Annotated in this window: 22 protein-coding genes and 1 pseudogene; 15 read left to right on the forward strand and 8 right to left on the reverse strand. The window is 38.6% G+C overall.

What is annotated here, in order from left to right:
• Position 1: 1 nt before the first annotated feature.
• The 4 genes from QT76_RS00745 to QT76_RS00760 form a co-directional block, all read right to left on the reverse strand.
• Positions 2-1483, reverse strand: a complete 1482-nt coding sequence (locus QT76_RS00745; RefSeq protein WP_033616155.1) for a Mur ligase family protein — start codon at positions 1481-1483, stop codon at positions 2-4.
• Positions 1470-2195: a lipase EstV gene (gene estV / locus QT76_RS00750; protein ID WP_033616156.1), complete on the reverse strand. Its 726-nt coding sequence runs from the start codon at positions 2193-2195 to the stop codon at positions 1470-1472. Before estV ends, QT76_RS00745 begins: the two co-directional genes overlap by 14 nt.
• Positions 2195-3238 carry a D-alanine--D-alanine ligase gene (locus tag QT76_RS00755; RefSeq protein WP_033616157.1) on the reverse strand — a complete coding sequence of 348 codons (1044 nt, stop codon included), beginning with the start codon at positions 3236-3238 and terminating at the stop codon, positions 2195-2197. The genes estV and QT76_RS00755 overlap by 1 nt, the downstream gene beginning before the upstream one ends.
• A gap of 77 nt (positions 3239-3315) precedes the next feature.
• Positions 3316-3792 carry a phosphatidylglycerophosphatase A family protein gene (locus QT76_RS00760; protein ID WP_033612966.1) on the reverse strand — a complete coding sequence of 159 codons (477 nt, stop codon included), beginning with the start codon at positions 3790-3792 and terminating at the stop codon, positions 3316-3318.
• Between the two features lie 146 nt (positions 3793-3938).
• Here QT76_RS00760 and QT76_RS00765 point away from each other — a divergent pair, with 146 nt between their 5' ends.
• The 11 genes and pseudogenes from QT76_RS00765 to sabA all read left to right on the forward strand — a co-directional run bounded on the left by QT76_RS00765 (position 3939) and on the right by sabA (position 17214).
• Complete coding sequence (locus QT76_RS00765; RefSeq protein ID WP_033616158.1) at positions 3939-5048, forward strand: pyridoxal-phosphate-dependent aminotransferase family protein; 1110 nt, start codon at positions 3939-3941, stop codon at positions 5046-5048.
• 8 nt (positions 5049-5056) lie between these two features.
• Positions 5057-5518 carry a phosphoribosyltransferase gene (locus QT76_RS00770; RefSeq protein WP_033616160.1) on the forward strand — a complete coding sequence of 154 codons (462 nt, stop codon included), beginning with the start codon at positions 5057-5059 and terminating at the stop codon, positions 5516-5518.
• A 1-nt stretch (position 5519) separates the two neighbouring features.
• Positions 5520-6839 (forward strand): 30S ribosomal protein S12 methylthiotransferase RimO, encoded by a 1320-nt coding sequence (rimO, locus tag QT76_RS00775; RefSeq protein WP_033616161.1) that lies wholly within the window; start codon positions 5520-5522, stop codon positions 6837-6839.
• A gap of 107 nt (positions 6840-6946) precedes the next feature.
• Positions 6947-8818, forward strand: a complete 1872-nt coding sequence (locus QT76_RS00780) for a GTPase (RefSeq protein ID WP_033616222.1) — start codon at positions 6947-6949, stop codon at positions 8816-8818.
• A pseudogene (locus tag QT76_RS00785) lies at positions 8808-10528 on the forward strand (LeoA/HP0731 family dynamin-like GTPase). The gene QT76_RS00780 and the pseudogene QT76_RS00785 overlap by 11 nt, the downstream one beginning before the upstream one ends.
• Positions 10529-10632: 104 nt before the next feature.
• On the forward strand, positions 10633-10938 hold the full coding sequence (locus tag QT76_RS00790; protein WP_000491660.1) for a hypothetical protein: 306 nt from the start codon (positions 10633-10635) through the stop codon (positions 10936-10938).
• An 8-nt stretch (positions 10939-10946) separates the two neighbouring features.
• Complete coding sequence (locus QT76_RS00795) at positions 10947-12014, forward strand: HP0729 family protein (RefSeq protein WP_033616162.1); 1068 nt, start codon at positions 10947-10949, stop codon at positions 12012-12014.
• Positions 12015-12049: 35 nt separating this feature from the next.
• Positions 12050-13066: a tRNA lysidine(34) synthetase TilS gene (tilS, locus tag QT76_RS00800; protein WP_033616164.1), complete on the forward strand. Its 1017-nt coding sequence runs from the start codon at positions 12050-12052 to the stop codon at positions 13064-13066.
• A gap of 90 nt (positions 13067-13156) precedes the next feature.
• The gene (locus QT76_RS00805; protein ID WP_033616166.1) at positions 13157-14143 is read left to right on the forward strand and encodes a tRNA dihydrouridine synthase; all 987 of its coding nucleotides are present in this window, start codon (positions 13157-13159) and stop codon (positions 14141-14143) included.
• The gene (locus tag QT76_RS00810; RefSeq protein WP_033616167.1) at positions 14113-15030 is read left to right on the forward strand and encodes an outer membrane beta-barrel protein; all 918 of its coding nucleotides are present in this window, start codon (positions 14113-14115) and stop codon (positions 15028-15030) included. Before QT76_RS00805 ends, QT76_RS00810 begins: the two co-directional genes overlap by 31 nt.
• Positions 15031-15252: 222 nt before the next feature.
• The gene (sabA, locus tag QT76_RS00815) at positions 15253-17214 is read left to right on the forward strand and encodes a Hop family adhesin SabA/HopD (protein WP_033616168.1); all 1962 of its coding nucleotides are present in this window, start codon (positions 15253-15255) and stop codon (positions 17212-17214) included.
• Between the two features lie 74 nt (positions 17215-17288).
• On the opposite strand, the gene QT76_RS00820 is transcribed toward sabA, so the two are convergent.
• Entirely contained in the window at positions 17289-18620 is a 1332-nt protein-coding gene (locus QT76_RS00820) for an anaerobic C4-dicarboxylate transporter (RefSeq protein ID WP_080242393.1), read from the reverse strand.
• Positions 18621-18694: 74 nt separating this feature from the next.
• Between QT76_RS00820 and QT76_RS00825 the strand changes: the two genes are divergently transcribed.
• Positions 18695-19747, forward strand: coding sequence for a type II asparaginase (locus tag QT76_RS00825; RefSeq protein ID WP_033616170.1), 1053 nt, complete (start codon positions 18695-18697; stop codon positions 19745-19747).
• Positions 19748-19811: 64 nt separating this feature from the next.
• Here the strand turns inward: QT76_RS00825 and QT76_RS00830 are convergent, their stop codons facing one another.
• From QT76_RS00830 to QT76_RS00840, 3 genes are all read right to left on the reverse strand, one after another.
• Positions 19812-20243 carry a hypothetical protein gene (locus tag QT76_RS00830; protein ID WP_033616172.1) on the reverse strand — a complete coding sequence of 144 codons (432 nt, stop codon included), beginning with the start codon at positions 20241-20243 and terminating at the stop codon, positions 19812-19814.
• 191 nt (positions 20244-20434) lie between these two features.
• Positions 20435-20893, reverse strand: a complete 459-nt coding sequence (locus tag QT76_RS00835) for a sialic acid-binding protein (RefSeq protein WP_033616173.1) — start codon at positions 20891-20893, stop codon at positions 20435-20437.
• Positions 20894-20921: 28 nt separating this feature from the next.
• Positions 20922-21344, reverse strand: coding sequence for a DUF1104 domain-containing protein (locus QT76_RS00840; RefSeq protein WP_033616174.1), 423 nt, complete (start codon positions 21342-21344; stop codon positions 20922-20924).
• Between the two features lie 249 nt (positions 21345-21593).
• Between QT76_RS00840 and QT76_RS00845 the strand changes: the two genes are divergently transcribed.
• From QT76_RS00845 to tsaE, 3 genes are all read left to right on the forward strand, one after another.
• Positions 21594-22226 carry a LysE family transporter gene (locus QT76_RS00845; RefSeq protein WP_033616175.1) on the forward strand — a complete coding sequence of 211 codons (633 nt, stop codon included), beginning with the start codon at positions 21594-21596 and terminating at the stop codon, positions 22224-22226.
• 68 nt (positions 22227-22294) lie between these two features.
• The gene (locus tag QT76_RS00850) at positions 22295-24052 is read left to right on the forward strand and encodes a DNA polymerase III subunit gamma/tau (protein WP_033616176.1); all 1758 of its coding nucleotides are present in this window, start codon (positions 22295-22297) and stop codon (positions 24050-24052) included.
• On the forward strand, positions 24049-24450 hold the full coding sequence (gene tsaE, locus QT76_RS00855) for a tRNA (adenosine(37)-N6)-threonylcarbamoyltransferase complex ATPase subunit type 1 TsaE (RefSeq protein ID WP_033616177.1): 402 nt from the start codon (positions 24049-24051) through the stop codon (positions 24448-24450). Before QT76_RS00850 ends, tsaE begins: the two co-directional genes overlap by 4 nt.
• Positions 24451-24455: the final 5 nt, after the last annotated feature.

Here is a 24455-nt window from a genome sequence, read left to right on the forward strand (position 1 = left end):
CCTAAATGTAATTAGGGGCGTCATTAGCGAATAAAATCAAATCGCCTTGAATCGTGGTGGCTTGTAAGATATTTTCCAATTGCGCCTTATCCTTGAGTAAGATTTTTTGGGGGTTTTTCAATTGTGAAGCAATCGTTTTGGAATTCAACTCCCCTGTGATGATAGCGACATCAAAAACCTCGTCTATTTTTTGCGCTAAAGCCTCATTACTTTCTGTATTGCTTTCCACTAATCCCGGTGTTACAATGACTTTACGCCCTTGATGCAAGCTCGCTAAACGAATGCCCTCTAACATGCCCTTTAAATTCCCATTAAAGCTATCGTCTATGATGATTTTTTGATTCACTTCCAAAAGTTGCAAACGATGGGCAATAGGGTTGAGTTCTAAAACAAGCCGTTTGATCCTTTCTTTCTCTAAGCCTAAATGCTTAGCGATTAAAATGGCTGAAGCGATATTATAAGCGCTAAACTCCCCTAGAACCTTTGTTTCAAATCTTTCCCAAACGCTATCTAAAAGCATTTCAAAAGAAGTGCCTTTTAAAGTGGATTGGATGTTTTTAACCAGGCTAGAAACATCTATTAAAGGGCTATCTTTAGGGGCATAGGGTTTGATTTTTTCCACAGAGTAACAAAAGGCTTTTTCTAAGCGTTTGGAATCCAATAATTCCGCTTTAGTCTCGCAAATATTTTCTAAAGTTTTAAAATATTCTAAATGCTGTTCGCCCACTTCTGCGACCACGGCAAGGTGCGGTTCAATAAGACGGGTGATTTCTTTAATATCGCCCTTATTCCTTGCCCCGGCTTCAGCGATATAGATTTCACTCTTATCGTCTAAATTCTGGTTAATATCATTCGCAAGCCCTAAAAGGGTGTTGACGCTTTTGGGGCTTGCATGCGCGTTGAATGTGGTTTGTAAGATTTGAAGCAAGAAATTTTTGGTGCTGGTTTTCCCAAAGCTTCCGGTAATGGCGATGACTTTTAAATTTTTTAAAGAGGCGATTTTATCTTTAGCGGTTTGCAAATACTGCTTGGATAGGACTTTTTCAAAGATTAAAGAAGCGCTTAAAACGAATATAAATAAACACAAATAAGCGAGTGCAAGTGAAATCCCATTCAAAGGGACTAGTTCTGCATTTAAGATTTCATGCAAGATTAAAAAGAGTAATAAGAAAATGAAAAAGCGCTTCACCCTTGGCGTGAAAACTAAAGGCTTGTCGTTGCGTTTGGCCCAGATAATGAGTATGGGCATTTGAATCACGCCGCAAAAGAAATCAAAAACAAACGGCATTTTGAAAGCATACGATAGGATAAACACCCCTAAAGGCAATAAAAAATAAATCCCATGCCAACGCATTTTGTGGTGCTTGGTTAAAATCCTAAACACGCTGTAATGATACCATTGCAATAAAGTCATTATATAATAGCCAAGCCCTGTTATAAAGAGCCAACGAAACGCTAAATTCAGCCAACTAAGACTTTGCATGATGATAATTCTCCACTAGTTTTTCAATCTCTTTTGCTTGGTTTAAAAAAAAGAAATGATCCCCTTCTAAAACGAATAACGCGCTTTTTTTCAATAGGGTTTGCATTTTTTGAGCGGAGCTTAAGGGGGTTGCTTTATCATCTTTACCCCAAAATAATAAAACTTCCTTCTCGCATCGTTTGAAATGCTCGCTAAAGTCTTCGCTAATCACTTTTTTAAAGGTTTCATACATGACTTGATTAAGCCCCATAGCGTCCTTACTCCTCAAAAACCCTAAATTCAAGCCTAATTTTTTAAGGATTTTAGCTAAAAGGATTTTACAACGCACTTTTAAGGGTTTTGGCTCTAAAATCCCGGCGCTGCTCAATAAAACCATCCGTTCGTTTTCACACAAGATCGCTACTTTCCCTCCAAAGCTATGCCCAAAAACGACATGCGCTTTTTTATCCACGCTTTTTAAAAACAGATTGATGATATTAGCATAATCTTTAGTCTCTAAAACTTTTTCATCGTTAGGGCTTTGATTGAAACCGGGCAAATCCACATACAAATGGTTGTAATTTAAAAAACAGCCTTGAAACGCTTGTTGCATGATTTCTTTAGAACTCCCCCAACCATGCAAAAACAAGGCGTTTAAAGGGCTATGGTGGTCTATAAAAGTGTAGGAAATGTCAAAAACGCTATCCAAATAAGCGATACTGCGTTTGGCCATTACTTATTCTTTTGGATTTGCAACAAATAAGAGTTTTTGATTTGGATTTTAGGGGTTTTGGGTAATGATTGCGCTAAATTTTCTAGCGTTGTTTTAAAATCATCAAACAAATAATGGGCCAAACTGCCAGGAATGGGGTTGATCTCATTAAGATACACTTCATTTTCTATGACAAAAAAATCGCAACGGATGATCGCGCCATCAAACAAATCGTTATAGAGTTTTTTAAAATTTTCTTTTAATTGTTCTTCTAGGGCGTTAGAAAGGTTCGCTTTAGGGGCTTTGGCGCGTGAAAAATCCAAATATTTTTGTTTGAAATCTAAAAATTCTTGTTTGTTAGGCTCTTCAATATAGGAAAAACAAAAATCCTTTTTGATCTTACAACCAGCCAAATTGTATTCTTTCACTCCCTGAATGAAAGGCTCTATTAAAACTTCTTTAGAATATTCAAACGCGCTGTCTAAAGCGTAATTTAATTCTTTTTCTTCTTTCACAACACTCACCCCTAAAGAGCTCCCAGCGCTATTGGGTTTGACAATGAAGGGAAAATTAAAGTTAATCAAATCTAGAGCGTTAGCGCGGTTTTTTTCGTTTAAAAGAATGTGATCTAAAGCCTTTATTCCTAAATTTTTAGCATAAAGTTTGGTTAAATGTTTGTTATAGCTCAACACGCTCGCTTCAACTCTAGGGCCTATAAAAGCGATACGATAAAATTCTAACAAGCTCGCTAATTTCCCGTCTTCGCCATCGCCCCCATGCACAAGGTTAATCATTAAAGGCAATTCTATCGTTTTAGACCCTAAAAACGAGTTTTTAAGCAAGCCATTGTGTGTGAGGATTAGGGGGGGTAATTTTTTTTCTTTGATTTGAGCGAAATATTTTGAATGCATGTTGGATTCTTCAATCAAATAAAAATGATGGTTTTCATCTAAAAAAATAAAATATTTAATCCTATCTTTTAACACTCCTTTAAGCGCGATCGCGCTCACAATGCTGATTTCATGCTCAAAACTCGCCCCACCAAATAAAACGCAAAACTCCACGATCAAACTCCCTGAAAACGATTACAATCAAGTCTATCTATATTTACCTAAAAAAAGGCTTTTGAATTTTCTTAAAATCAAAACTTAATGTTAAAAAATCCTAAAACATTGATGACTAATAACGCGCTCAATCCGGCTAAAACCCCGGCCAAAGCGTCATCAGCCACAACCCCTAAACCCCCTTTAACTTTTTTGTCTATTGTGCCAATGAGTGAGGGCTTAGTAATATCATAGATCCTAAAAAAGATAAAACTCAAGATCACACCCGCTAACGATAAGCCGCTAATCGCCATCGCAAGCCACATGCCCACTAATTCGTCTATCACAATGTAAGAGCTGTCATGAATCTTACTCTCTTCTTCTTCCTTGTCTATTTGAGTAATAGCGATAAGCCCAACAAAAATCGCCCCTAAAAACAAAGTGTTAGCCGAAAAAATTAAAACGGGCAAGCCTAGTAACAACGCCACCAAACTCCCTATCGTTCCTGGAGCTTTTTTAGAATACCCGCTAAAAAAAAGGGTTAAAAAACATGCGCGGAGATTAAATTTATCCAATCATTGCCTTAAATTCTTTCTAAATCATGGCATTTTAGCATTTTATTTGCATTAAAAAGCGATTTTCTTAAATAATAAGGCTTAATTTTAAGCGCGTTTTAGTATGATAACTTTTAAATTCTCTCAAAAATTAAAGGTTAATTTTAATGTTGCTTTTCACTCCAGGCCCTGTAGCCATTAATGAAGAGATGCGTTCAAGCTTTTCTCAGCCAATGCCCCACCACCGCACCAAAGATTTTGAAAAGATTTTCCAAAGCGTGCGAGAAAATTTGAAAAAAATGACCGGTTTAGAAGAAGTTTTGCTTTTAAGCAGCAGCGGGACAGGGGCTATGGAAGCGAGCGTGATTTCCTTATGTCAAAAAGAGTTGCTTTTTGTTAATGCGGGTAAGTTTGGCGAAAGGTTTGGCAAGATCGCTAAAGCCCATTCCATCAAAGCCCATGAATTAGTCTATGAATGGGACACATCCGCCAAAGTGGATGGAATATTAAACGCGCTTAAAGCCAACCCCAACATTGATGCGTTTTGCATTCAAGCATGCGAGTCTAGTGGGGGGTTACGACACCCTGTAGAAAAAATCGCTCAAGCGATCAAAGAAACTAACCCAAATGTTTTTGTGATAGTAGATGCGATCACCGCTTTAGGGGTTGAACCTTTAGAAATAACGCATGTTGATGCGCTCATTGGAGGGAGTCAAAAAGCGTTCATGCTGCCTCCTGCGATGAGCCTAATTGCATTGAGCCAAAAGGCGATTGATCGCATAGAAGAACGCAATGCGGGGTTTTATTTCAATTTGAAGAGCGAATTGAAAAACCAAAGGAATAACACCACAAGCTACACCGCTCCTATTTTGCACACTTTAGGGTTGCAACGCTATTTTGAATTGGTGCAGAATTTAGGGGGCTTTGAAGCGCTCTATAGAGAGACTAAACGAGTCGCTCTAGCCACCCAAAAAGCCGTTTTAGCGCTGGGTTTAAAGATTTTCCCTAAAAGCCCGAGCTTGAGCATGACAACGATTGTTAATGAGCATGCCAAAGCATTGCGAAATCTTTTAAAAGAAAAATACCAGGTGCAATTTGCGGGCGGTCAAGAGCCTTATAAAGATATACTCATTCGCATCAACCACATGGGGATCATTCCTGTTTACAAAAGCGCTTACGCCTTAAACGCCCTAGAGTTAGCCCTAAACGATTTGGATTTAAGGGAATTTGACGGCGCGGCGAACGCAACCTTTTTGAAGCAATATTACGAAATTTAAGGATCACAATGCATTATTCTTATGAAACCTTTTTGAAAGACAGCCTGGAATTAGTCAAACAAGTAGAGCAAATTTGCAATGTCCCAGAAGCCCTTGTGTGCGTGATGCGAGGGGGCATGACTTTAGCGCATTTTTTGAGTTTGCACTGGAATTTAAGGGAAGTTTATGGCATCAATGCGATTTCTTATGACACCACCCACCGACAAAACGCCCTAAAAATTGAAAATATCCCCACGATCAAAGATCATCTAAAAACCATTCTTGTGGTAGATGAGATCGTAGATAGCGGTAATTCTTTAGAGGCGGTGCTTAAAGTGTTGCAAGACAAACACCCTGATAAAAAGTTTTATAGCGCGAGTTTGTTCCAAAAAACAAGCGCGAAATACAAAGCCGACGCGTTTTTAAAAGACGCTCCTGAATGGATTGATTTCTTTTGGGAAGTGGATTTGAAAAACTTAAAAAGCCATTAACATGCAAATTAAAGAAAACAAACAACTTTGCTTAATTTCATTAGGTTGCTCTAAAAACCTGGTGGATTCAGAAGTGATGCTAGGCAAGCTTTATAATTACACGCTCACTGATGACGCTAAGAGCGCTGATGTGATTTTGATCAACACTTGCGGTTTTATTGAAAGCGCTAAACAAGAGAGCATCCAAACCATTCTCAACGCCGCTAAAGACAAAAAAGAGGGAGCGATTTTGATTGCGAGCGGGTGCTTGAGCGAACGCTATAAAGATGAAATCAAAGAGTTGATCCCTGAAGTGGATATTTTTACCGGCGTGGGGGATTATGACAAGATTGATATTTTGATCGCTAAAAAACAAAACCAGTTCAGCGAGCAAGTGTTTTTAAGCGAGCATTATAACGCGCGCATCATCACCGGATCGAGCGTGCATGCTTATGTTAAGATTTCTGAGGGCTGTAACCAAAAATGCTCTTTTTGCGCTATCCCTAGCTTTAAGGGGAAATTGCAAAGCAGGGAATTAGATTCCATTTTAAAAGAAGTGGAGGATCTAGCCCTTAAAGGCTATAAGGATATGACTTTTATCGCTCAAGATTCTAGCTCATTTTTATACGATAAGGGGCAAAAAGACGGCTTGATCCAGCTTATTAAGGCGATTGACAAACAACAAGCCTTAAAGAGCGCGCGTATTTTATACCTCTACCCCTCTAGCACCACTTTAGAGCTTATTGGCGCGATTGAAGACTCGCCCATTTTTCAAAATTATTTTGACATGCCCATCCAGCATATCAGCGACTCCATGCTTAAAAAAATGCGGCGCAACTCCAGCCAAGCGCACCATTTAAAGCTTTTAGATGCCATGAAGCAGGTTAAAGAAAGCTTTATAAGAAGCACGATTATTGTAGGGCATCCAGAAGAAAATGAGGGCGAATTTGAAGAATTGAGCGCGTTTTTAGACGAGTTCCAGTTTGATAGATTGAATATTTTTGCTTTCAGCGCGGAAGAAAACACGCATGCCTATTCTTTAGAGAAAGTGCCTAAAAAAATCATCAACGCCCGCATTAAAGCCTTGAATAAAATCGCTTTAAAACACCAAAACCATTCCTTTAAGGCTTTGTTAAATAAGCCCATTAAGGCGTTAGTGGAAAATAAAGAGGGCGAGTATTTTTACAAAGCAAGGGATCTCAGGTGGGCGCCTGAAGTGGATGGGGAAATTTTAATCAATGACAGTGCCTTAACCACCCCTTTAAAACCCGGGCATTACACGATTATGCCTAGTGTGTTTAAAGACAATATCTTACTCGCTAAGGTTTTAAGCCCTTTTTAAAAGCTAGCTATAAGGCTAAAAGCACGGCTAGAGCGCAGTTAGAGCGTGGGGGTTTGCGTTTTTTTTTGTTAGAATGCACGAGAAAAATCCGCTTGAGGCAGACAAAAATGAAAAACATTTATCTTGATGTGAAAGCCAGCATTGAAAATCTCCAAAATATTTTTAAGAACACTGATAATGAAAATGAAAGACTAAAAGAATCCAACCAAGAAGCGTTGGAGGTGTTTCAAAAATTAGAGCGTGAAAGTTTAAAAGAACTTGAAAGCTTGAAAAATAATGAAGAATGGGAAAATTTTACCATTGCTTTTTATGGGGAAACCAATACGGGGAAATCAACCCTCATTGAATGCTTGAGAATGTTTTTTAAAGAACGAAGTAAAGTGGTTCAACAAGAACGATTCAAGCGGCTTTATTCCAATTACCAAAACAACTATCAAAATGATGAACGCAAAAAACAAGCTATTTTAAACGAACTTCATTCATTGCAAGATGGAGCGATTATAGGCGATGGGAGAAGCGATTTCACTTTAAAAACACGATCTTATCCTTTCCAATACAACCATCAAAACTTTATTTTGCTGGATGTGCCAGGGATAGAAGGCAGCGAACAAAAAGTGGTTTCGCAAATTTCTAACGCAACGCAAAAGGCCCATGCTATTTTTTATGTTACCAAAACGCCTAATCCTCCGCAAAAAGGAGAAGAAGGGAAAAGGGGAACGATTGAAAAAATCCAAAAACAGCTTGATTCGCAAACAGAGGTATGGGCGATTTTCAACAAACCGATTACTAGCCCAAGAGCCTTAAAAGATAAGCTTATTAATGAAAACGAAAAAGAAAGCTTAAAAATTTTAAATAAAGAAATGAAAAACATTTTAGGCAAACACTACATGGGCTATAAAGCATTGAGCGCCCAAGCGGCTTTTTATGGCCTTGCGCAAGCTTTGATCCCAGAGACTGATTTTTATGAAAAGAAACAAAAATTTTTAAAAGATTTTAAAGCAGAAGAATTATTGTATCAATCCCATTTCAAACCATTAGCAGAATTTATAGCCGAAGAGCTTCTTAAAAACTCGCGCACCAAAATCATTCAATCAAACTGCAATAAAGCCTTAAAAGTGATAGAAAAACTACAAAAAACGATCACAACCACGATTGAAAAACGGATCGATCCAATGATTAAAGAAGCACAAGAACACCACCAAGAAGCTCGCTTTAATCTAGATCGTTCTACAGAAAAATTTATATTAAATTTAACCAATTCAGCGTTCTACGAAATCGATCAATTCAAATCTGACTTGAGAGAAAAAATGTATGCGCATATTAACAAAAATATTGAAGATGAGGAATGTAAAGAAATTTTTAAAAATGAACTCATTCAAGGAATTGAAACATTGCATGAAGACATAAAATGGCGGTTTAGAGAATGTGAGAAACGATTTGATGGAGAGATAAAAGAAGCTATTAAACAACTTGAATACAGAATTAAAGATTCTCTAGCAATGTTAGAGCACATCAGTATTGATAGAGGCTTTAATCTTAATTTTGATACTGATAGCGGTATTGATGGAACAAAATTAGCCACTTCAATAGGAGGTTTGGGTTTGCTTGGGATATTTAACGCTTGGAATCCTATGGGTTGGCTTGCTCTGACCGCAGGGATTATTGCAGGATTAGTTGGAATAGCCAGATCAATCTGGAGCTTTTTTAGTTCAAGATATCAAAGATCCCAACAAAAAAAAGAAGTGGATAAGAATTTACATCAAATTTGTGAAAAAATTGTGCAGGATGTGAAAAGCCGACTTGAAAGTCGCAAAAAAGACATACGGGAAAAGATTGAAAAACTCAAAGCCAATCTTAGACCTGTTGATAATTACGAACGCATGAAAGGACAATTGAAAGAAGCCCATGAAAAATTAGGATACATCTCTCATAGTATCCATCTAACAATATCAAAGCAAGGAGCATGCAATGAAGAATGAAACGCTAGGACAATTTAAAAAAGATCAAAAGAGGAATCAAGAAAATCTTAAAAAATTGCTTGATTTTATCCATACTGGAGAGAAATACGGCATCAAGATTGAAGAGTCTCTCAAAGACAAGATCCGTAATGCGATTAAAAATGTTGCCGGTCAAAAACTTAAAGTGGCTTTAGTGGGAGGTTTTTCTTGCGGGAAAACATCCATAGCGGCAGCTTGGATCGAGCGGTTAGACAAGAGCATGAAGATAGACCACAAAGAATCCAGCGATGAAGTTAAAATCTATAACATAGATAATGAAATTGAGCTGGTTGACACCCCGGGACTATTCGGGTTTAAAGAAAAATAACCGATAGCGGCACAATAGAACGCTATAAAGATATTACGAAAAAATATGTCAGCGAAGCCCATCTCATTTTATACGCGCTCAACCCATCAAACCCCATCAAAGAAAGCCATAAGGACGATTTGAACTGGTTGTTTAGGACGCTCAATCTTTTATCCAGGACGGTATTTGTCATCAGCCGTTTTGATGAAGAAGCGGATATTGAAGATGAAGAAGATTACAACAAAAGATTTAAAATCAAAAAAGAAAACATTCAAAACCGACTGAATGATCTCATTTCTTTAAGCGAAGAAGAAAAAGAAAGTTTGATTATTGTCGCTGTTGCGGCAAACCCTTTTGATTTGGGGGTGGAACACTGGCTAAAGCATAAAGAAGAGTTTCAAAAGCTCTCACATATCAAAGCCTTGCAAGACGCGACTCAAAAAAAGATTAAAGAAAATGGCGGGAAATTAACCATCATAGAAGAAGCCAAAAAAAGCGTCATTCAAGATGTTATCTATAGGCAAATGCCGCCTGCAAAACAAGCGTTGCAAGATATTAATAGAGAAATGGAATATTTGAATAAAACGCTTGAAAAAAGGCGAAAGGATATTCAAGATTTAAATAAAGAAATTTCTCAAGCCCGTATTCATTTAAAAGAATTTATAATAAGGTATTTTAGCGATCTCATCCTTCAAGTTTCTGGCACCAGCCTAGAAACCTTTAGTGATTTTGTTATTAGAGAAATAGGCGATAAAGGTATCAATATTGACACAAGAGTCCAAAATGAATTTGAAAAACAAACGCAAGGGATTTCAAATGAAATCGCTAAAATTGAAACCGATTTTAATGCCGATATGAGTTCTTTTGAAAAACATGCCGGAGCATTTGGAAGGATTGGAATCGATCTTTTAAAACAAAGCGGTTTTATCAATGCAACTAACATCAAAGTGGCTAGAGACGGGATAGTGGCTGTGGCAAAATTTGTGGGCGTAGATTTGGCTTTAAAATTCAAACCTTGGGGTGCTGTAAAATTGGCAGGCAACTTGAACAAAGCTTTACCGCTTATCGGTCTTGCTTTTGAAGTGTGGGATTCTTGGAAAGAAAGCCAAAAAATAGAAAAACTTGAAAAAGCTAAAGAAGAAATGAAATCCAGTTTTGACGGACAAAAACAAGAAATCTTAGATCTCATCAACGATGAAACCAGATTCAAACAAACATGTTTCCCAGAAATATTTAAACTAGAAAGATCGTTTCAAGAATTAGAAGAAAGCATTAAAAAAACGCAAGAGTTTAGTGAAGGACTGGAAAAATGGATTCAAGCTGGCGAAGATTTTATCAAGGGCGAAGATATTATAGATGTTGAGCCTAAAAGAAGAATGAACTGAATTTGTGTTAGAATTTCAAAAACGCATTAAAAAGGCTTTTTGGCTGAGCTTGAAACGGGCTAAGCCAACAACCGGTATTTTAAATGTTTTAATAAGGAAAGGCGATGTTTTCTAAAATTTGCCCAACTCTTAAGCTTTTAAACGCGTTTAAAAGCTCTTTATTCAAACGCATTTCAAGCCCTGTGCAAACCACTCGCATTGCCAATATGATTTGGGATATAAAAAACGCTCTTGAGGGCGAAAACGATCCATCAAACAAGGCGGGCAAGACTTTGGATTTGGTAGTGAAGTTTAAGAAAGAACACCCGCAGGATTTTGACGAATTGTTTGAAATTTTAAAAGAACTCATCCAAGAATACGAGCAAAATCCTGATGAGATCAAGCAAAACCTTAAAGAAATCTTAAAGTAAGGCAAGGCATGAACCACCTTTTAATTCTTTATAACCCTTACTACCAACAAGATGTCATCCAACAACATTTAAGCGTTTTACAGGAAAAATCCCAAGTGGGCTTTGGTAAAATCCGATCAAAGCTCAACGATCAAGAAAAGCACGACTCTTTAGAAGAGATTTACAAAGTCACCAACGAAAAAAATTTTTTGCAGCTTTTTTTGACCGATTACGCTAATTTATTTGCTGCTAAGGTGATAAAGGTTTCTAAAGAGATTGATGAGAGTTTGATCCCTAGCTATTATAAAGAAAAAAATTTGGAAGTGGAAGACTTTTTTATTATCAGCGATTTAAGGGAATTAGTCAGGGAATATTTTAGCCTTTTAAGGGATCAATTTTTAGCCAATTTCATCGCGCCCAACAACCACACTTACGCCATTTATGGGAATAATTATGTCTATCCTTTGCCGGTGAGGCTAAAAGAAGAGCGTTCTTATTTTTTAGACGATGAAAAGCATTATCTGAGCGTGTATAAAAGCAAAGAATATTTAACCATGCAAGAGAATTTCATGCGTTTTGTTTTTGGCAAAAGGCTTTTTTACCTCTTACACCCTGACAGCATCAATAACATCATCCATGCCGAATTAGAGCTTTTACAAAGCGAAAACGATCTTTTGAATGATTTTACCAGCATCATCGTCAAATACTCCAAAACCTTAGAATACGAAATTTATCTTTTCGCTAAACAAGTTCTTTTAAAGGCTTGCGCAAAAGATCCCAACCTTTATGATTTAGCTTACAAAGTCCAGGGAAAATCTTTGATACTTGAAGATTTTTTCACTCAAAAGCCTAATCTTGGGAGCGTTAAATTTTTACTCAGACACGAAAAAATCCAATGCCATCTAGAAGAAAACTTAAAAAGATTCATCAATTATCCTTTTTCAAAAAGCCTAAGTCTCATTCAAAACATCCGCAACGAAGCCGTCCACAAAAAAGCTCCAGGTTTGAATGAAGTGGAAAAAATAAGGAATGAAATTTTAGGCATAGAAGGCGCAAGCTTACTCAAAGGCGTTTTAACCCACAAGGAAACTTCATAAAAGCGCAACCCATTCAGCATGCGTTTAACACCGATTTGACAGCGCGAGATTTTAAAAATTATTTAGAGCCTTTAAGAGAGGGGAAAAATTTATTGGGTTTTTCAGGTGGGTTGGATTCTGTTTGCTTGTTCCATCTTTTAGTTGGAGAAAACATCGCTTTTGACATCGCTTTAGTGGATTATAACACGCAAAAACAGCGCCTTGAAATCATCCAACACGCTCAAAAACTCGCAAAAACACACCATAAAAAATGCTACATCCATTACGCCCCAAAAATCGCGTGCAATTTTGAAATGCAAGCGAGAAAGATCCGTTATGATTTTTTTGAAACCCTAATCAAAGAGCATTCTTACAAGCATTTGATTTTAGCGCACCATTTGAATGACAGACTGGAATGGTTTTTGATGCAATTAAGCAAAGGAGCCGGATTAAACACGCTTTTAGGCTTTCAAGCCTATGAAAAAAGAGAATCTTATGCGATTGTTCGCCCCTTGCTCTACACCCCTAAAGACACCCTTAAAACGCTCGCTAAAGATTTGAAATTTTTTGAAGATGATTCTAATTCTTCTTTAAAATTCAAACGCAATTTTTTCAGGAAAAATTACGCTAACGCCTTGATGCAACATTATTCTAAGGGCATTATCCAAAGCTTTAAATTTTTGGATCAAGAAAAAGAGCGGCTTTATCCTTTAACGCCCGTTTCACAAATGCATGGGATCACTTTTTTTAAGCATTCGCAAAACGCGCTTTTTATGGTGGATAAAATCTTAAAACAAAAGGGGTATGTGTTGAGCTTTTCTCAAAAAGAAGAAATCAAACGCCATTTTTTTAGCTTAGAAATCGCTCAAAAATTCATCATTGAAAGCGATAAAAAGCATGCGTTTATCGCCCTTAAACCCCCAAAAACTTTAAGCATGCCAAAGGATTTTAAAGACAGAGCCAGGAGGTTGGATATCCCTAAACGCTTAAGGCCTGTTTTATATGCAGAGTTTTTAAAACAACCAACGCATGGTTTTTTAACCCGTTTTAAACAGAGTTTAATCAATCTGTAAAAGTTAATTTTAATCAAGCGATAAGTTTTTAAAGCACTTTTTAACCTTGATTGTGTCAAAATACAGCAAAAAACTTTGATATGAGAGCGGATGGACTTTAAGAATAAAAAATGGCTTTTTCTAGCCCCTCTAGCAGGCTATACGGACTTGCCTTTTAGGAGCGTGGTGAAAAAATTTGGCGTGGACGTTACCACAAGCGAAATGGTGAGCTCACATTCGTTGGTGTATGCGTTTGATAAAACTTCTAAAATGTTGGAAAAATCCCCTTTAGAAGATCATTTCATGGCGCAAATTTCAGGCTCTAAAGAAAGCGTAGTCAAGGAAGCGGTGGAGAAAATCAACGCTTTAGATCATGTGAATGGGATTGATTTTAATTGCGGTTGTCCTGCTCCTAAAGTGGCTAATCATGGTAACGGGAGCGGGCTATTAAAGGATTTAAACCACTTGGTGAAGCTTTTAAAAATCATCAGAGAAAACACCAATAAAAAAATCACAAGCGTGAAAGTGCGTTTAGGCTTTGAAAAAAAAATCCCTAAAGAAATCGCTCATGCCTTAAACGACGCGCCGGTGGATTATGTGGTGGTGCATGGGAGGACACGAAGCGACAAATACCAAAAAGACAAAATAGATTATGAAAGCATCGCTTTAATGAAAAAGATTTTAAAAAAGCCGGTGATAGCCAATGGCGAAATTGACAGCGTGAAAAAGGCCTTTGAAGTTTTGCAAATCACGCAAGCTGATGGGCTAATGATAGGGCGAGCGGCCTTAAGAGCCCCATGGATATTTTGGCAAATCAGAAACAACACCACAAAATTACCCGCAGTCGTAAAAAAAGACCTGGTTTTAGAACATTTTGATAAAATGGTGGAGTTTTATGGGGATAGGGGGGTGATCATGTTCAGGAAAAACTTGCATGCTTACGCTAAGGGTGAGATGCAAGCGAGCGCGTTTCGTAATTGCGTCAATACCCTTATAGAGGTAAAGAGTATGCGAGAGAGCATAGAGGAATTTTTTAATCAAGAAACGTTACAAAGTGAAGTGCCATTATGGGTAGAATTGAATCAAAAAAGCGTTTGAAAGCGTTCATTTTTTTAGCGAGTTTGGGGGTTTTGTGGGGCAATGCCGCTGAAAAAACGCCTTTTTTTAAAACGAAAAACCACATTTATTTGGGTTTTAGGCTAGGCACAGGGGCTAATACGCGCACAAGCATGTGGCAACAAGCCTATAAAGACAACCCCACTTGCCCTAGCAGCGTGTGTTATGGCGAGAAATTAGAAGCCCATTATAAGGGGGGTAAAAATTTGTCTTATACCGGGCAAATAGGCGATGAAATAGCTTTTGATAAATACCATATTTTAGGCTTAAGGGTGTGGGGGGATATAGAATACGCTAAAGCGCAATTGGGTCAAAAAGTGGGGGGTAACACCCTTTTATCCCAAGCCAATTATGACCCAAGCGCGATTAAAACCTACGATCCTACTTCAAACACTCAAGGCTCTTTAGTTTTGCAAAAAACCCCAAGCCCTCAAGATTTTCTCTTCAATAACGGGCATTTCATGGCGTTTGGTTTGAATGTGAATGTGTTTGTTAATCTCCCTATAGACACCCTTTTAAAACTCGCTTTAAAAACGGAAAAAATGCTGTTTCTTAAAATAGGCGTGTTTGGTGGGGGTGGGGTGGAATACGCCATATTGTGGAGTTCTCAATATAAAAATCAAAACACGAAACAAGATGATAAATTTTTTGCAGCGGGTGGGGGGTTTTTTGTGAATTTTGGGGGTTCTTTGTATATAGGCAAGCGCAACCGCTTTAATGTGGGGCTAAAAATCCCTTATTATAGCTTGAGCGCGCAAAGTTGGAAAAATTTTGGCTCTAGCAATGTGTGGCAGCAACAAACGATCCGACAAAACTTCAGCGTTTTTAGGAATAAAGAAGTTTTTGTCAGCTACGCGTTTTTGTTTTAGTGTGGCTTTCGTTCTTATTAAACACTGATGATAAAATTCAAAAAATCATTTTATCGTTACAAAAATTAACACTTCAAAGATAAATAAGTTAAAAACACCCCAAAATCTTTTTTTTTTTTTTTTGGAAATCCAATAAGTTTATTATAAAATTAAACTCATTGTAAATCTATTATCATTTTAGAATATTTTTGCAACAAAAAAATTACTTTAAGGAACACTTTTATGAAAAAACGATTTTTACTTTCTCTATCCCTTGCAGCGTCATTACTTTATGCTGAAGACAACGGCTTTTTTGTGAGCGCGGGCTATCAAATCGGCGAAGCGGTGCAAATGGTCAAAAACACCGGTGAATTGAAAAACTTAAACGAAAAATACGAGCAATTAAACCAGTATTTAAATCAAGTGGCTTCGTTGAAGCAAAGCATTCAAAACGCCAACAACATTGAGCTGGTCAATAGCTCTTTAAACTATTTAAAAAGCTTTACCAACAACAACTACAACAGCACCACCCAATCGCCCATCTTCAACGCCGTGCAAGCCGTTATCACTTCGGTATTGGGTTTTTGGAGTCTTTATGCGGGGAACTACTTCACTTTTCTTGTGGGTAGTGGTGACAAACCCGCTGATGTCTATGGTAACCCTCCTCCTTCAACGATTATAAACAACTGCTCATCAAAAGAAGTCGGAAATTTATATTGCGGTATGGATACAACCACTTACGACAAGATGAAAAAACTCGCTGAAAGCCTCCAAGCAGCTCAAACAAACTCTGCCACTAAAGCGAACAATCTTTGCGCTTTATCCGGATGTGCTGCAACAGACTCAACATCAAACCAACCAAGCTCAACCGTAAGCAACGCTCTTAACTTGGCGCAACAGCTTATGGATTTAATCGCAAACACCAAGACGGGTATGGTGTGGAAAAATATCGTCATCAGTGGTGTTTCAAACGAGCCCGGCGCTATCACATCCGCTGGTTATCCAACGCAATACGCGGTGTTTAACAACATTAAGGCGATGATACCTATCTTGCAACAAGCGGTTACGCTTTCTCAAAATAACCACACATTATCTGCTAGTTTGCAAGCTCAAGCTACAGGATCTCAAACAAACCCCAAATTCGCTAAAGACATTTACGCTTTCGCTCAAAACCAAAAGCAAGTCATCTCTTACGCTCAAGACATTTTCAACCTCTTTGATTCCATTCCTAAAGATCAATATCGTTATTTGGAGAAAGCCTACTTGAAAATAGCCAATGCGGGTTCAACGCCTACTAACCCCTATATGGCAGTTGTGAATTTGAATAAAGAAGTTCAGACGATCCAAAACAACGTGAGTTATTATGGTAACCGGGTGGATGCGGCTTTAAGCGTGGCCAAAGATGTTTATAACCTAAAATCCAATCAAGCAGAGATTGTAACCACTTATAACGACGCTAAGAATTTGAGCGAAGAGATTTCTAAACTCCCGCACAATCAAGTCAATACAAAAGACATTGTTACACTACCTTACGATAAAAACGCCCCAGCAGCGGGCCAATACAACTACCAAATCAACCCAGAGCAGCAATCCAATCTTTCTCAAGCTTTAGCAGCGATGAGCAATAACCCCTTTAAAAAGATAGGAATGATCAGCTCTCAAAACAATAACGGTGCTTTGAACGGGCTTGGCGTGCAAGTGGGTTATAAGCAATTCTTTGGCGAAAGCAAAAGATGGGGGTTAAGGTATTACGGCTTCTTTGATTACAACCACGGCTATATCAAATCCAGCTTTTTTAATTCTTCTTCTGATATATGGACTTATGGCGGTGGGAGCGATTTGTTAGTGAATATCATCAACGATAGCATTACAAGAAAGAATAACAAGCTCTCTGTGGGTCTTTTTGGAGGTATCCAACTAGCAGGGACGACATGGCTTAATTCCCAATACATGAATTTAACCGCGTTCAATAACCCTTACAGCGCGAAAGTTAACGCTTCCAATTTCCAATTTTTGTTCAATCTCGGTTTGAGGACGAATCTCGCTATGAAAAAGAAAGAAGACAGCGAACATTCCGCGCAACATGGCATAGAACTAGGCATTAAAATCCCCACCATTAACACGAATTACTATTCTTTTCTAGGCACTCAATTGCAATACAGAAGGCTCTATAGCGTGTATCTCAACTATGTGTTCGCTTACTGAGTGATTCAAACTCTCTTTTTTAAGAGGGTTTAGACAAACCGCAACACCAAGCTTTTTATCGTTGGTGATAAAATCTACAAAACTAACGGCGCGGCAACAAACCCTAACGCTACGCTCAAAGACACGACTAAAACCCCAGGGATCAAAAACGCATGATCAAACACATAACGGCCCATTTTAGTGGTGCCGGTGTTATCCATAGCGATCGCTCCTAATAAAGTGGGGTAAGTGGGTAACACAAACAACGCCGAAACGCTCGCAAAAGAAGCCACGATAATATACAAATGCTCCGTGTGGTTAGCGCTAACGCCTAAGGCTGTGATCACGCTTGGGATGAGCGCTTTAGAGGTGGCGGCCTGCGAATACAAAAGCATGGAAGCCAAAAAGAGCGCTACGGCTAATAAAAACGGATAATCAGCGATCAAAAAAGAAGCGTATCGCTTGATTTCATCTATATGATTGCTCACAAAAGTATCGCCCAACCACGCCACGCCTAACACGCACACGCATGCTTGCATGCCGGATTTAAACACGCTTGAATGAGCGATTTCATTAGCGTTGATCTTACAAAAAATCACAATTAAAGTCGCCACGCTTAGCATGAAAGACACAATCGCGTAATCTCTGCCTAAAATCACCGGGCTAATTAAAGCGATATTTTTAGAAATCGCGCTCGCATAAAAAACGATCGCTACAACCCCACCGATAAAAATCCATAGCGATAATTTCGCGCTTTTTGAGGTTTCTTTTTCTTCTTTGATTTTAGGGGGCGAAATTTTGCCCGCTTTCAAACGCTCTAAATAATGCGGATCGCTGTCTAACTTTAAATCAGTAAAACCTATAATAAACGCCGTGAGCATGCATGCTAAAAAAGTCGTAGGGATCCAAACCATTAAAAGGGTCAAATAATCCGCTCCTAAAGGCTCTAAAATGCCGCTCATAAACACCACCGCCGCGCTCACCGGGCTTGCGGTAATAGCGACTTGACTGGAAACTACCGCTAAGCTTAAGGGCGCTTTGGGTTTGATGTTTTGGCTCTGGCTCACTTCCACAATCACCGGGATCAAGGAAAAAACCGTATGCCCAGTGCCGGCTAGTATCGTTAAACAATACGCCACGCTTGGCGCGAGGTAATTGATTTGCTTAGGGTGTTTCCTTAAAATTCTTTCAGCGATTTTGACCAAATAATCCAAGCCCCCCGCTTTTTGCATCGCGCTAATAGCGCTAATGACTGCCATGATGATTAAAATCACATCAAAAGGGATTTTGCCCGGATTTAGCCCCAAAAATAAGCATAAAACAAGCACGCCCAAGCCCCCCGCATAGCCCACTCCCAAGCCCCCTAGCCTTGCCCCTAAAAAAAGCGAAAAAAGTAACACTACAATTTGAAAAAAGGCATCCACTATTAACCCTTTTTAAATTTATTTTAATGATGTTTTACTATACTATAAAATCTTTTAATTTCAAAAGGTGGTCCATAATGAGAATATTTTTGAAATTGTTGATTCTTTTATTTTGTTTGAAGGGGCAGGTTATGGCTCAAAATTTACCCACCATTGCTTTACTGGCGACAGGGGGGACGATTGCAGGGAGTGGCACAAGCGCGAATTTAGGTAGTTATAAAAGCGGTGAGTTGGGCGTCAAAGAGCTTCTTAAAGCTATCCCTAGTCTCAACAAGATCGCTCGCATTCAAGGGGAGCAGATTTCTAACATCGGCTCACAAGACATGACTGAAGAGGTGTGGTTCAAGCTCGCCAAACGCACCCAAGAATTGCTAGATGATAGCCGCATTCAAGGCGTGGTCATCACGCATGGCACGGACACTTTAGAAGAGAGCGCGTATTTTTTGAATTTAGTTTTACATTCCACAAAACCGGTCGTGCTGGTGGGAGCGATGCGTAATGCTGCTTCTTTGAGCGCGGATGGGGCTTTGAATTTGTATAACGCACTGAGCGTAGCGTTTAATGAAAAAAGCGCGAATAAAGGCGTGTTGGTGGTGATGGATGATAATATTTTTAGCGCTAGGGAAGTGGCTAAAACGCACACCACCCACACTTCCACCTTTAAAGCCTTAAATAGCGGTGCGATAGGGAGCGTGTATTATGGCAAAACGCGCTATTACATGCAGCCTTTGAGGAAACACACCACAGAGAGCGAATTTTCCCTTTCACAACTCAAAACCCCCCTGCCTAAAGTGGATATTATTTACACGCATGCCGGCATGACCCCTGATTTATTCCAAGCGAGTCTAAACTCGCATGCAAAAGGCGTTGTGATAGCCGGGGTGGGTAATGGGAATGTGAGCGCTGGGTTTTTAAAAGCGATGCAAGAAGCGAGCCAAATGGGGGTTTTAATCGTTCGTTCTAGCAGGGTAGGCAGCGGTGGAGTTACTTCAGGCGAGATTGATGACAAGGCTTATGGTTTCATCACAAGCGACAATTTAAACCCCCAAAAAGCCAGGGTGCTTTTACAACTCGCTCTAACTAAAACGAATGATAAGGCAAAAATCCAAGAAATGTTTGAAGAGTATTAAAACGCTCTTTAGAATGGTTTGAAACGCTGAAGCGGTTTTAGGTTTTTATTTTTTGATTGGTATTTTAATCTGGTTGGGGGTAGAAGTCGCCTTTAATGGTAAATCCCACGCTTGGCTGATTACCATTCATGTTGGGTAAGCCTTTAAAACTCAAGCTGACTTGTTTTATCACACACTGAAACCCTGTGTCGTCTTTTAAAGTGCATCCGCCTAAAATAGGATTTCGCATCCTTGCGTTAAGCCATGTTTTATACGCTGGGCTTGTTTTAAGAATGGGGATTTTAATTGTGATTGGTAAGAAAATATTCACGCTTGCTACGGTTTGCATGGCGGTTGGTAACCTTTTGACTACCTCATCTTCCATTTCCACGCTCATCTGTTCCTCGCCTAAATCAAAAGGCGTTATATCAAAGGCTGGGTTGTTACTAAACACTGCAGTGTTAAACACTCGCCCTAAAATATTCATTTCATTATTTGGGTTATATGTATAAGCCATATAATATCCTTTATTAAAAATTTAAATGGCTAAAATTATACAATACTCTACTTAAAAAACCAACAGATACAAATTACTAATAATATTTTATACAATAACTAACAGCACACACCCCAAACGCTTAAAAAGCGTATAGGATTTTTATTTAAAGGGTTTGAAGCTTTGATGGAGAAAGGGGAGCGTTTTAAGCTTTATTTTTTATCTTCGCCATGATCATCATGATCGTGGTCTTTTTTGTCTTGTTCTTTGTCATGCCCTTTTGCTTTATCATGATCGCCATGTTTGTGGTGTTTATGCATTTTTCCATGATGGCATGATCTCAATCCCAAATCATCATCCATGCCTTTCATGTTGCTTTTTTTAAGCGCTTCTTTAACGGCTTTTTGATGGGCTTCAAAATCCGCCACGGTCATGTTGTCTGTGTTTTTAATCGCATAATCATGCAACTGCTTATGGAACGCTTCTCTTTTGTCTTCAGGCATTTTTTTCATGCGCATTCTCAACTCTTTTTTATAATCCACAATATCCTGCGGAGCGACAATTCCAGCCATTTTAGCCAAATCTTCATCGCTCGTTTTACTGAAATCTTTGGCGTTTAGAGCCACAAACAATAACGCGCTCATAGAAAGTATTTTCAACGCTTTTTTCATGTTTTATCCTTTTAAATTAAATTTTATCTCACTTAGGAGAACAATGTTCGTCTTTTTTCTTAACAGCCCTACACCAAACTTTTCTCGTATCGCCGCTGCAAACGCTCACATTAAGCCCTTTTGCCTTAATTTCTTCTTCGCTTAGACCCTTGGTTTTTTCTTCTAATTCCTTACGCACTTCTTCGCGCATTTTTTTGAAATCCTCTTCACTCATTTGCGAAAGATTCTTTTTAGCGATCCGACTGAAATTCGCGCGGAATTTCTTGGCCTCTTCAGCGTTTAAGGCTTTAAGGCGTTTGGACACTTCCATGCGATAATCAATCGCTTCGCTAGAAGGCAGAGTGCCTGCTAATTCTAAAAGCTCCTTATCTTTGAGTTGCGAAAAATCCCTAGCGCCTAAAACCTGTAATCCAAGCAAAGCTACTAGGCAAAAAGCCAAACTCTTTCTCATTCCCAATTCCTTTGTCTAAATTTTTGCTACTTTAGCAAATTTTTGCATTTTAGCATGTTAATCTAAACCCACTATTAAACTCCGCTAAGAGTAGTAAAAATGGGGTTTTTAAATTTTGTGCAATCATCATTTAACTTTTATTTATAAAGGTCGTTTTAAACCCTAAAATTTTAAAATACCCTTTTGAATGATTGGTTTGCATGGCGTTGGTAGTTTTTGGCTTATTTTGAGTGAAAGGATTTAAGCAAGATGTTTGTGGTTTTTATAGAAGGTTTTGGTTTAGCGATTTCTTTGTGCGCGGCGGTGGGGGCGCAATCCTTGTTTATTGTGGAAAGGGGGATGGCTAGGAATTATGTGTTTTTGATTTGCGCTCTGTGTTTTATGTGCGATATAGTGTTGATGAGCATGGGCGTGTTTGGCGTGGGGGCTTATTTTGCGAAAAACCTTTATTTGAGCTTATTCTTAAATCTATTTGGGGCGGTTTTTACCGGATTTTACGCTTTTTTGGCTTTAAAAACCCTTTTTCAAACCTTTAAAAAGAAGCAAGTCCAAACCCCTAAAAAATTATCCTTAAAAAAGACCTTATTATTCACTTTAGGCGTTACCTTACTCAACCCTCAAGTGTATTTGGAAATGGTGTTTTTAATTGGCGCGAGCGCTTTATCTTTTAACCTAGCTCAAAAATTTGTCTTTCTAGCTGGCACTTTATCGGCGGCTCTTTCTTGGCTTTTATTGTTATGCACTTTATCGTTGCGTTATGGCCCTAAACTTTTAAACAACCAAAAAATCTTTATGGGGGTGAATCTCTTTGTAACCGCTATCATGGGAACGCTTAGCGTTACCTTATTTAGGGATTTTTTAGCACTATTGAGTAAAACCTAAAAAGGGGCTAGTTTTAAGTCATTTTGCATTACAATACTCCTAAATGAGTTTTAAGGATTACAATCAATATGCAAGTTTTAGCGTTAAAATACCGCCCCAAACATTTTAGCGAGCTAGTCGGTCAAGAGAGCGTGGCCAAAACGCTTTCTTTAGCCCTAGACAACCAGCGTTTGGCTAACGCTTATTTATTCAGCGGGTTAAGAGGTTCGGGTAAAACCAGCTCTTCTAGGATTTTTGCTAGGGCTTTAATGTGCGAAACAGGGCCAAAGGCTGTGCCTTGCGATACTTGCATCCAATGCCAGAGCGCTTTAAACAACCACCACATAGATATTATAGAAATGGATGGGGCGTCTAATAGGGGGATTGATGATGTCCGTAACCTCATAGAGCAAACGCGCTACAAACCAAGCTTTGGGCGTTATAAAATCTTTATCATTGATGAAGTGCATATGTTCACCACCGAAGCGTTTAACGCGCTTTTAAAGACATTAGAAGAGCCTCCTAGCCATGTGAAATTCCTTTTAGCGACAACAGACGCTTTGAAATTGCCTGCTACCATACTCAGCCGCACCCAGCATTTCAGGTTTAAAAAAATCCCTGAAAATTCCGTTATTTCTCATTTAAAAACCATTTTAGAAAAAGAACAGGTGAGTTATGAAAGTAGCGCGTTAGAAAAACTGGCTCACAGCGGGCAAGGGAGCCTAAGGGATACGATCACTCTTTTAGAACAAGCCATCAATTATTGCGATAACGCTATCACAGAAAGCAAGGTGGCTGCAATGTTAGGGGCGATTGACCGAAGCGTTTTAGAAGATTTTTTTCAAAGTTTAATCAACCAAGATGAAGCGCGATTAAAGGAGCGTTATGCCATTTTAGAAAATTATGAAACCGAGAGCGTTTTAGAAGAAATGATGCTTTTTTTGAAAGCGAAATTGTTAAGCCCTGATTCGTATTCCATTCTTTTAATAGAGCGCTTTTTTAAAATCATTATGAGTAGTCTCAGCCTTTTAAAAGAAGGGGCAAATGCCAGTTTTGTGCTGTTGTTATTGAAAATGAAATTCAAAGAAGCTTTGAAACTCAAAGCCCTAGACGATGCGATTTTGGAATTAGAGCAAACCCCTTTCAATCAAAACCCTAGCATAAGCTATAACGCCTCTAAACAAGAACCTAAAAGCACAGAAAAAATAGAACAAGCAGAAAGAATAGAGGGAACAGAAAAAAAAGAAAGTGCAGAAAAAAAAGAGAACGCAGAAACCCCGCAAACTCCCATGCTTTCAGCCAAAGATCGCATTTTTCACAACCTTTTCAAGCAAGTTCAAACATTGGTTTATGAGCGCAACTACGAATTGGGGGCGGTGTTTGAAAAAAATATCCGTTTCATTGATTTTGACAGCCAGACTAAAACCTTGACTTGGGAGTCTTTAGCCACCAATAAAGATAAGGAGCTTTTAAGAGAACGATTTAAAATCGTGAAAAGTATCGTTGATGGGGTTTTTGGCAAGGGCGAAAGTATCAAAATCGCTTTAAAAAATCATTCAGAAAATAAAAGCGCTCCAAAAGAAACTAAAGAGGTTAAAGATTTTAAAATCTCTTCTTTAAAGGAAAAAATCTTACCCAAACCAACCACCGAAACCACGGCTGAAATGCAAGAAAAAGAAACTAAAGAAGCGGTTAAAAAAGAGATTAAAGAAAACGACACTAAAGAGGTTCAAGAAACCCAACCCAAAGAAACCCCTACAGCCTTGCAAGAATTCATGGCTAACCACTCTGAGCTGATTGAAGAAATTAAGAGCGAGTTTGAAATCAAAAGCGTGGAATTGTTATGAGGGCGAATTTAGACGAGTTGGACAAAGTGGCGGCCGCAATTTTAAAAGATAATTTTAAGGGGGTGGTGCTTTTAAAAGGCGTTGTGGGGAGCGGTAAAACGACTTTAGTTCAAGCGTGCTTGAAACACTTGGGTTTAGACATTCAAGCGACTTCGCCAACCTTTAGCTTGATGCATGCTTATAGCGAGAGCGTGTTCCATTACGATTTTTACATGCGCGATTTAGAGGCTTGCTTGGAGCTTGGCATGTTGGAGTGCTTGTTAGAAAAGGGGATCCATTTTGTGGAATGGAGCGATGAAAAATTAGAAAAAATTTTAAAAAAATACGATTTAGCTATTAAGGTTGTAGAAATCAAAACCGAATTAACCAGCCGTTTTTATACAATAAAGATCGCTTAAAGGGC

Source organism: Helicobacter pylori SA37A (assembly GCF_000476015.1).
GTDB lineage: Bacteria > Campylobacterota > Campylobacteria > Campylobacterales > Helicobacteraceae > Helicobacter > Helicobacter pylori_DB.

What these genes read in the sequence shown, in the direction of transcription:
- QT76_RS00745 (WP_033616155.1), bottom strand. Translation starts at nt 1,483, where the DNA reads ATGCAAAGTCTTAGTTGGCTGAATTTAGCGTTTCGTTGGCTCTTTATA.
- estV (WP_033616156.1), bottom strand. Translation starts at nt 2,195, where the DNA reads ATGGCCAAACGCAGTATCGCTTATTTGGATAGCGTTTTTGACATTTCC.
- QT76_RS00765 (WP_033616158.1), top strand. Translation starts at nt 3,939, where the DNA reads ATGTTGCTTTTCACTCCAGGCCCTGTAGCCATTAATGAAGAGATGCGT.
- QT76_RS00770 (WP_033616160.1), top strand. Translation starts at nt 5,057, where the DNA reads ATGCATTATTCTTATGAAACCTTTTTGAAAGACAGCCTGGAATTAGTC.
- rimO (WP_033616161.1), top strand. Translation starts at nt 5,520, where the DNA reads ATGCAAATTAAAGAAAACAAACAACTTTGCTTAATTTCATTAGGTTGC.
- QT76_RS00780 (WP_033616222.1), top strand. Translation starts at nt 6,947, where the DNA reads ATGAAAAACATTTATCTTGATGTGAAAGCCAGCATTGAAAATCTCCAA.
- QT76_RS00790 (WP_000491660.1), top strand. Translation starts at nt 10,633, where the DNA reads ATGTTTTCTAAAATTTGCCCAACTCTTAAGCTTTTAAACGCGTTTAAA.
- QT76_RS00795 (WP_033616162.1), top strand. Translation starts at nt 10,947, where the DNA reads ATGAACCACCTTTTAATTCTTTATAACCCTTACTACCAACAAGATGTC.
- QT76_RS00805 (WP_033616166.1), top strand. Translation starts at nt 13,157, where the DNA reads ATGGACTTTAAGAATAAAAAATGGCTTTTTCTAGCCCCTCTAGCAGGC.
- QT76_RS00810 (WP_033616167.1), top strand. Translation starts at nt 14,113, where the DNA reads ATGGGTAGAATTGAATCAAAAAAGCGTTTGAAAGCGTTCATTTTTTTA.
- sabA (WP_033616168.1), top strand. Translation starts at nt 15,253, where the DNA reads ATGAAAAAACGATTTTTACTTTCTCTATCCCTTGCAGCGTCATTACTT.
- QT76_RS00825 (WP_033616170.1), top strand. Translation starts at nt 18,695, where the DNA reads ATGAGAATATTTTTGAAATTGTTGATTCTTTTATTTTGTTTGAAGGGG.
- QT76_RS00830 (WP_033616172.1), bottom strand. Translation starts at nt 20,243, where the DNA reads ATGGCTTATACATATAACCCAAATAATGAAATGAATATTTTAGGGCGA.
- QT76_RS00835 (WP_033616173.1), bottom strand. Translation starts at nt 20,893, where the DNA reads ATGAAAAAAGCGTTGAAAATACTTTCTATGAGCGCGTTATTGTTTGTG.
- QT76_RS00840 (WP_033616174.1), bottom strand. Translation starts at nt 21,344, where the DNA reads ATGAGAAAGAGTTTGGCTTTTTGCCTAGTAGCTTTGCTTGGATTACAG.
- QT76_RS00845 (WP_033616175.1), top strand. Translation starts at nt 21,594, where the DNA reads ATGTTTGTGGTTTTTATAGAAGGTTTTGGTTTAGCGATTTCTTTGTGC.
- QT76_RS00850 (WP_033616176.1), top strand. Translation starts at nt 22,295, where the DNA reads ATGCAAGTTTTAGCGTTAAAATACCGCCCCAAACATTTTAGCGAGCTA.
- tsaE (WP_033616177.1), top strand. Translation starts at nt 24,049, where the DNA reads ATGAGGGCGAATTTAGACGAGTTGGACAAAGTGGCGGCCGCAATTTTA.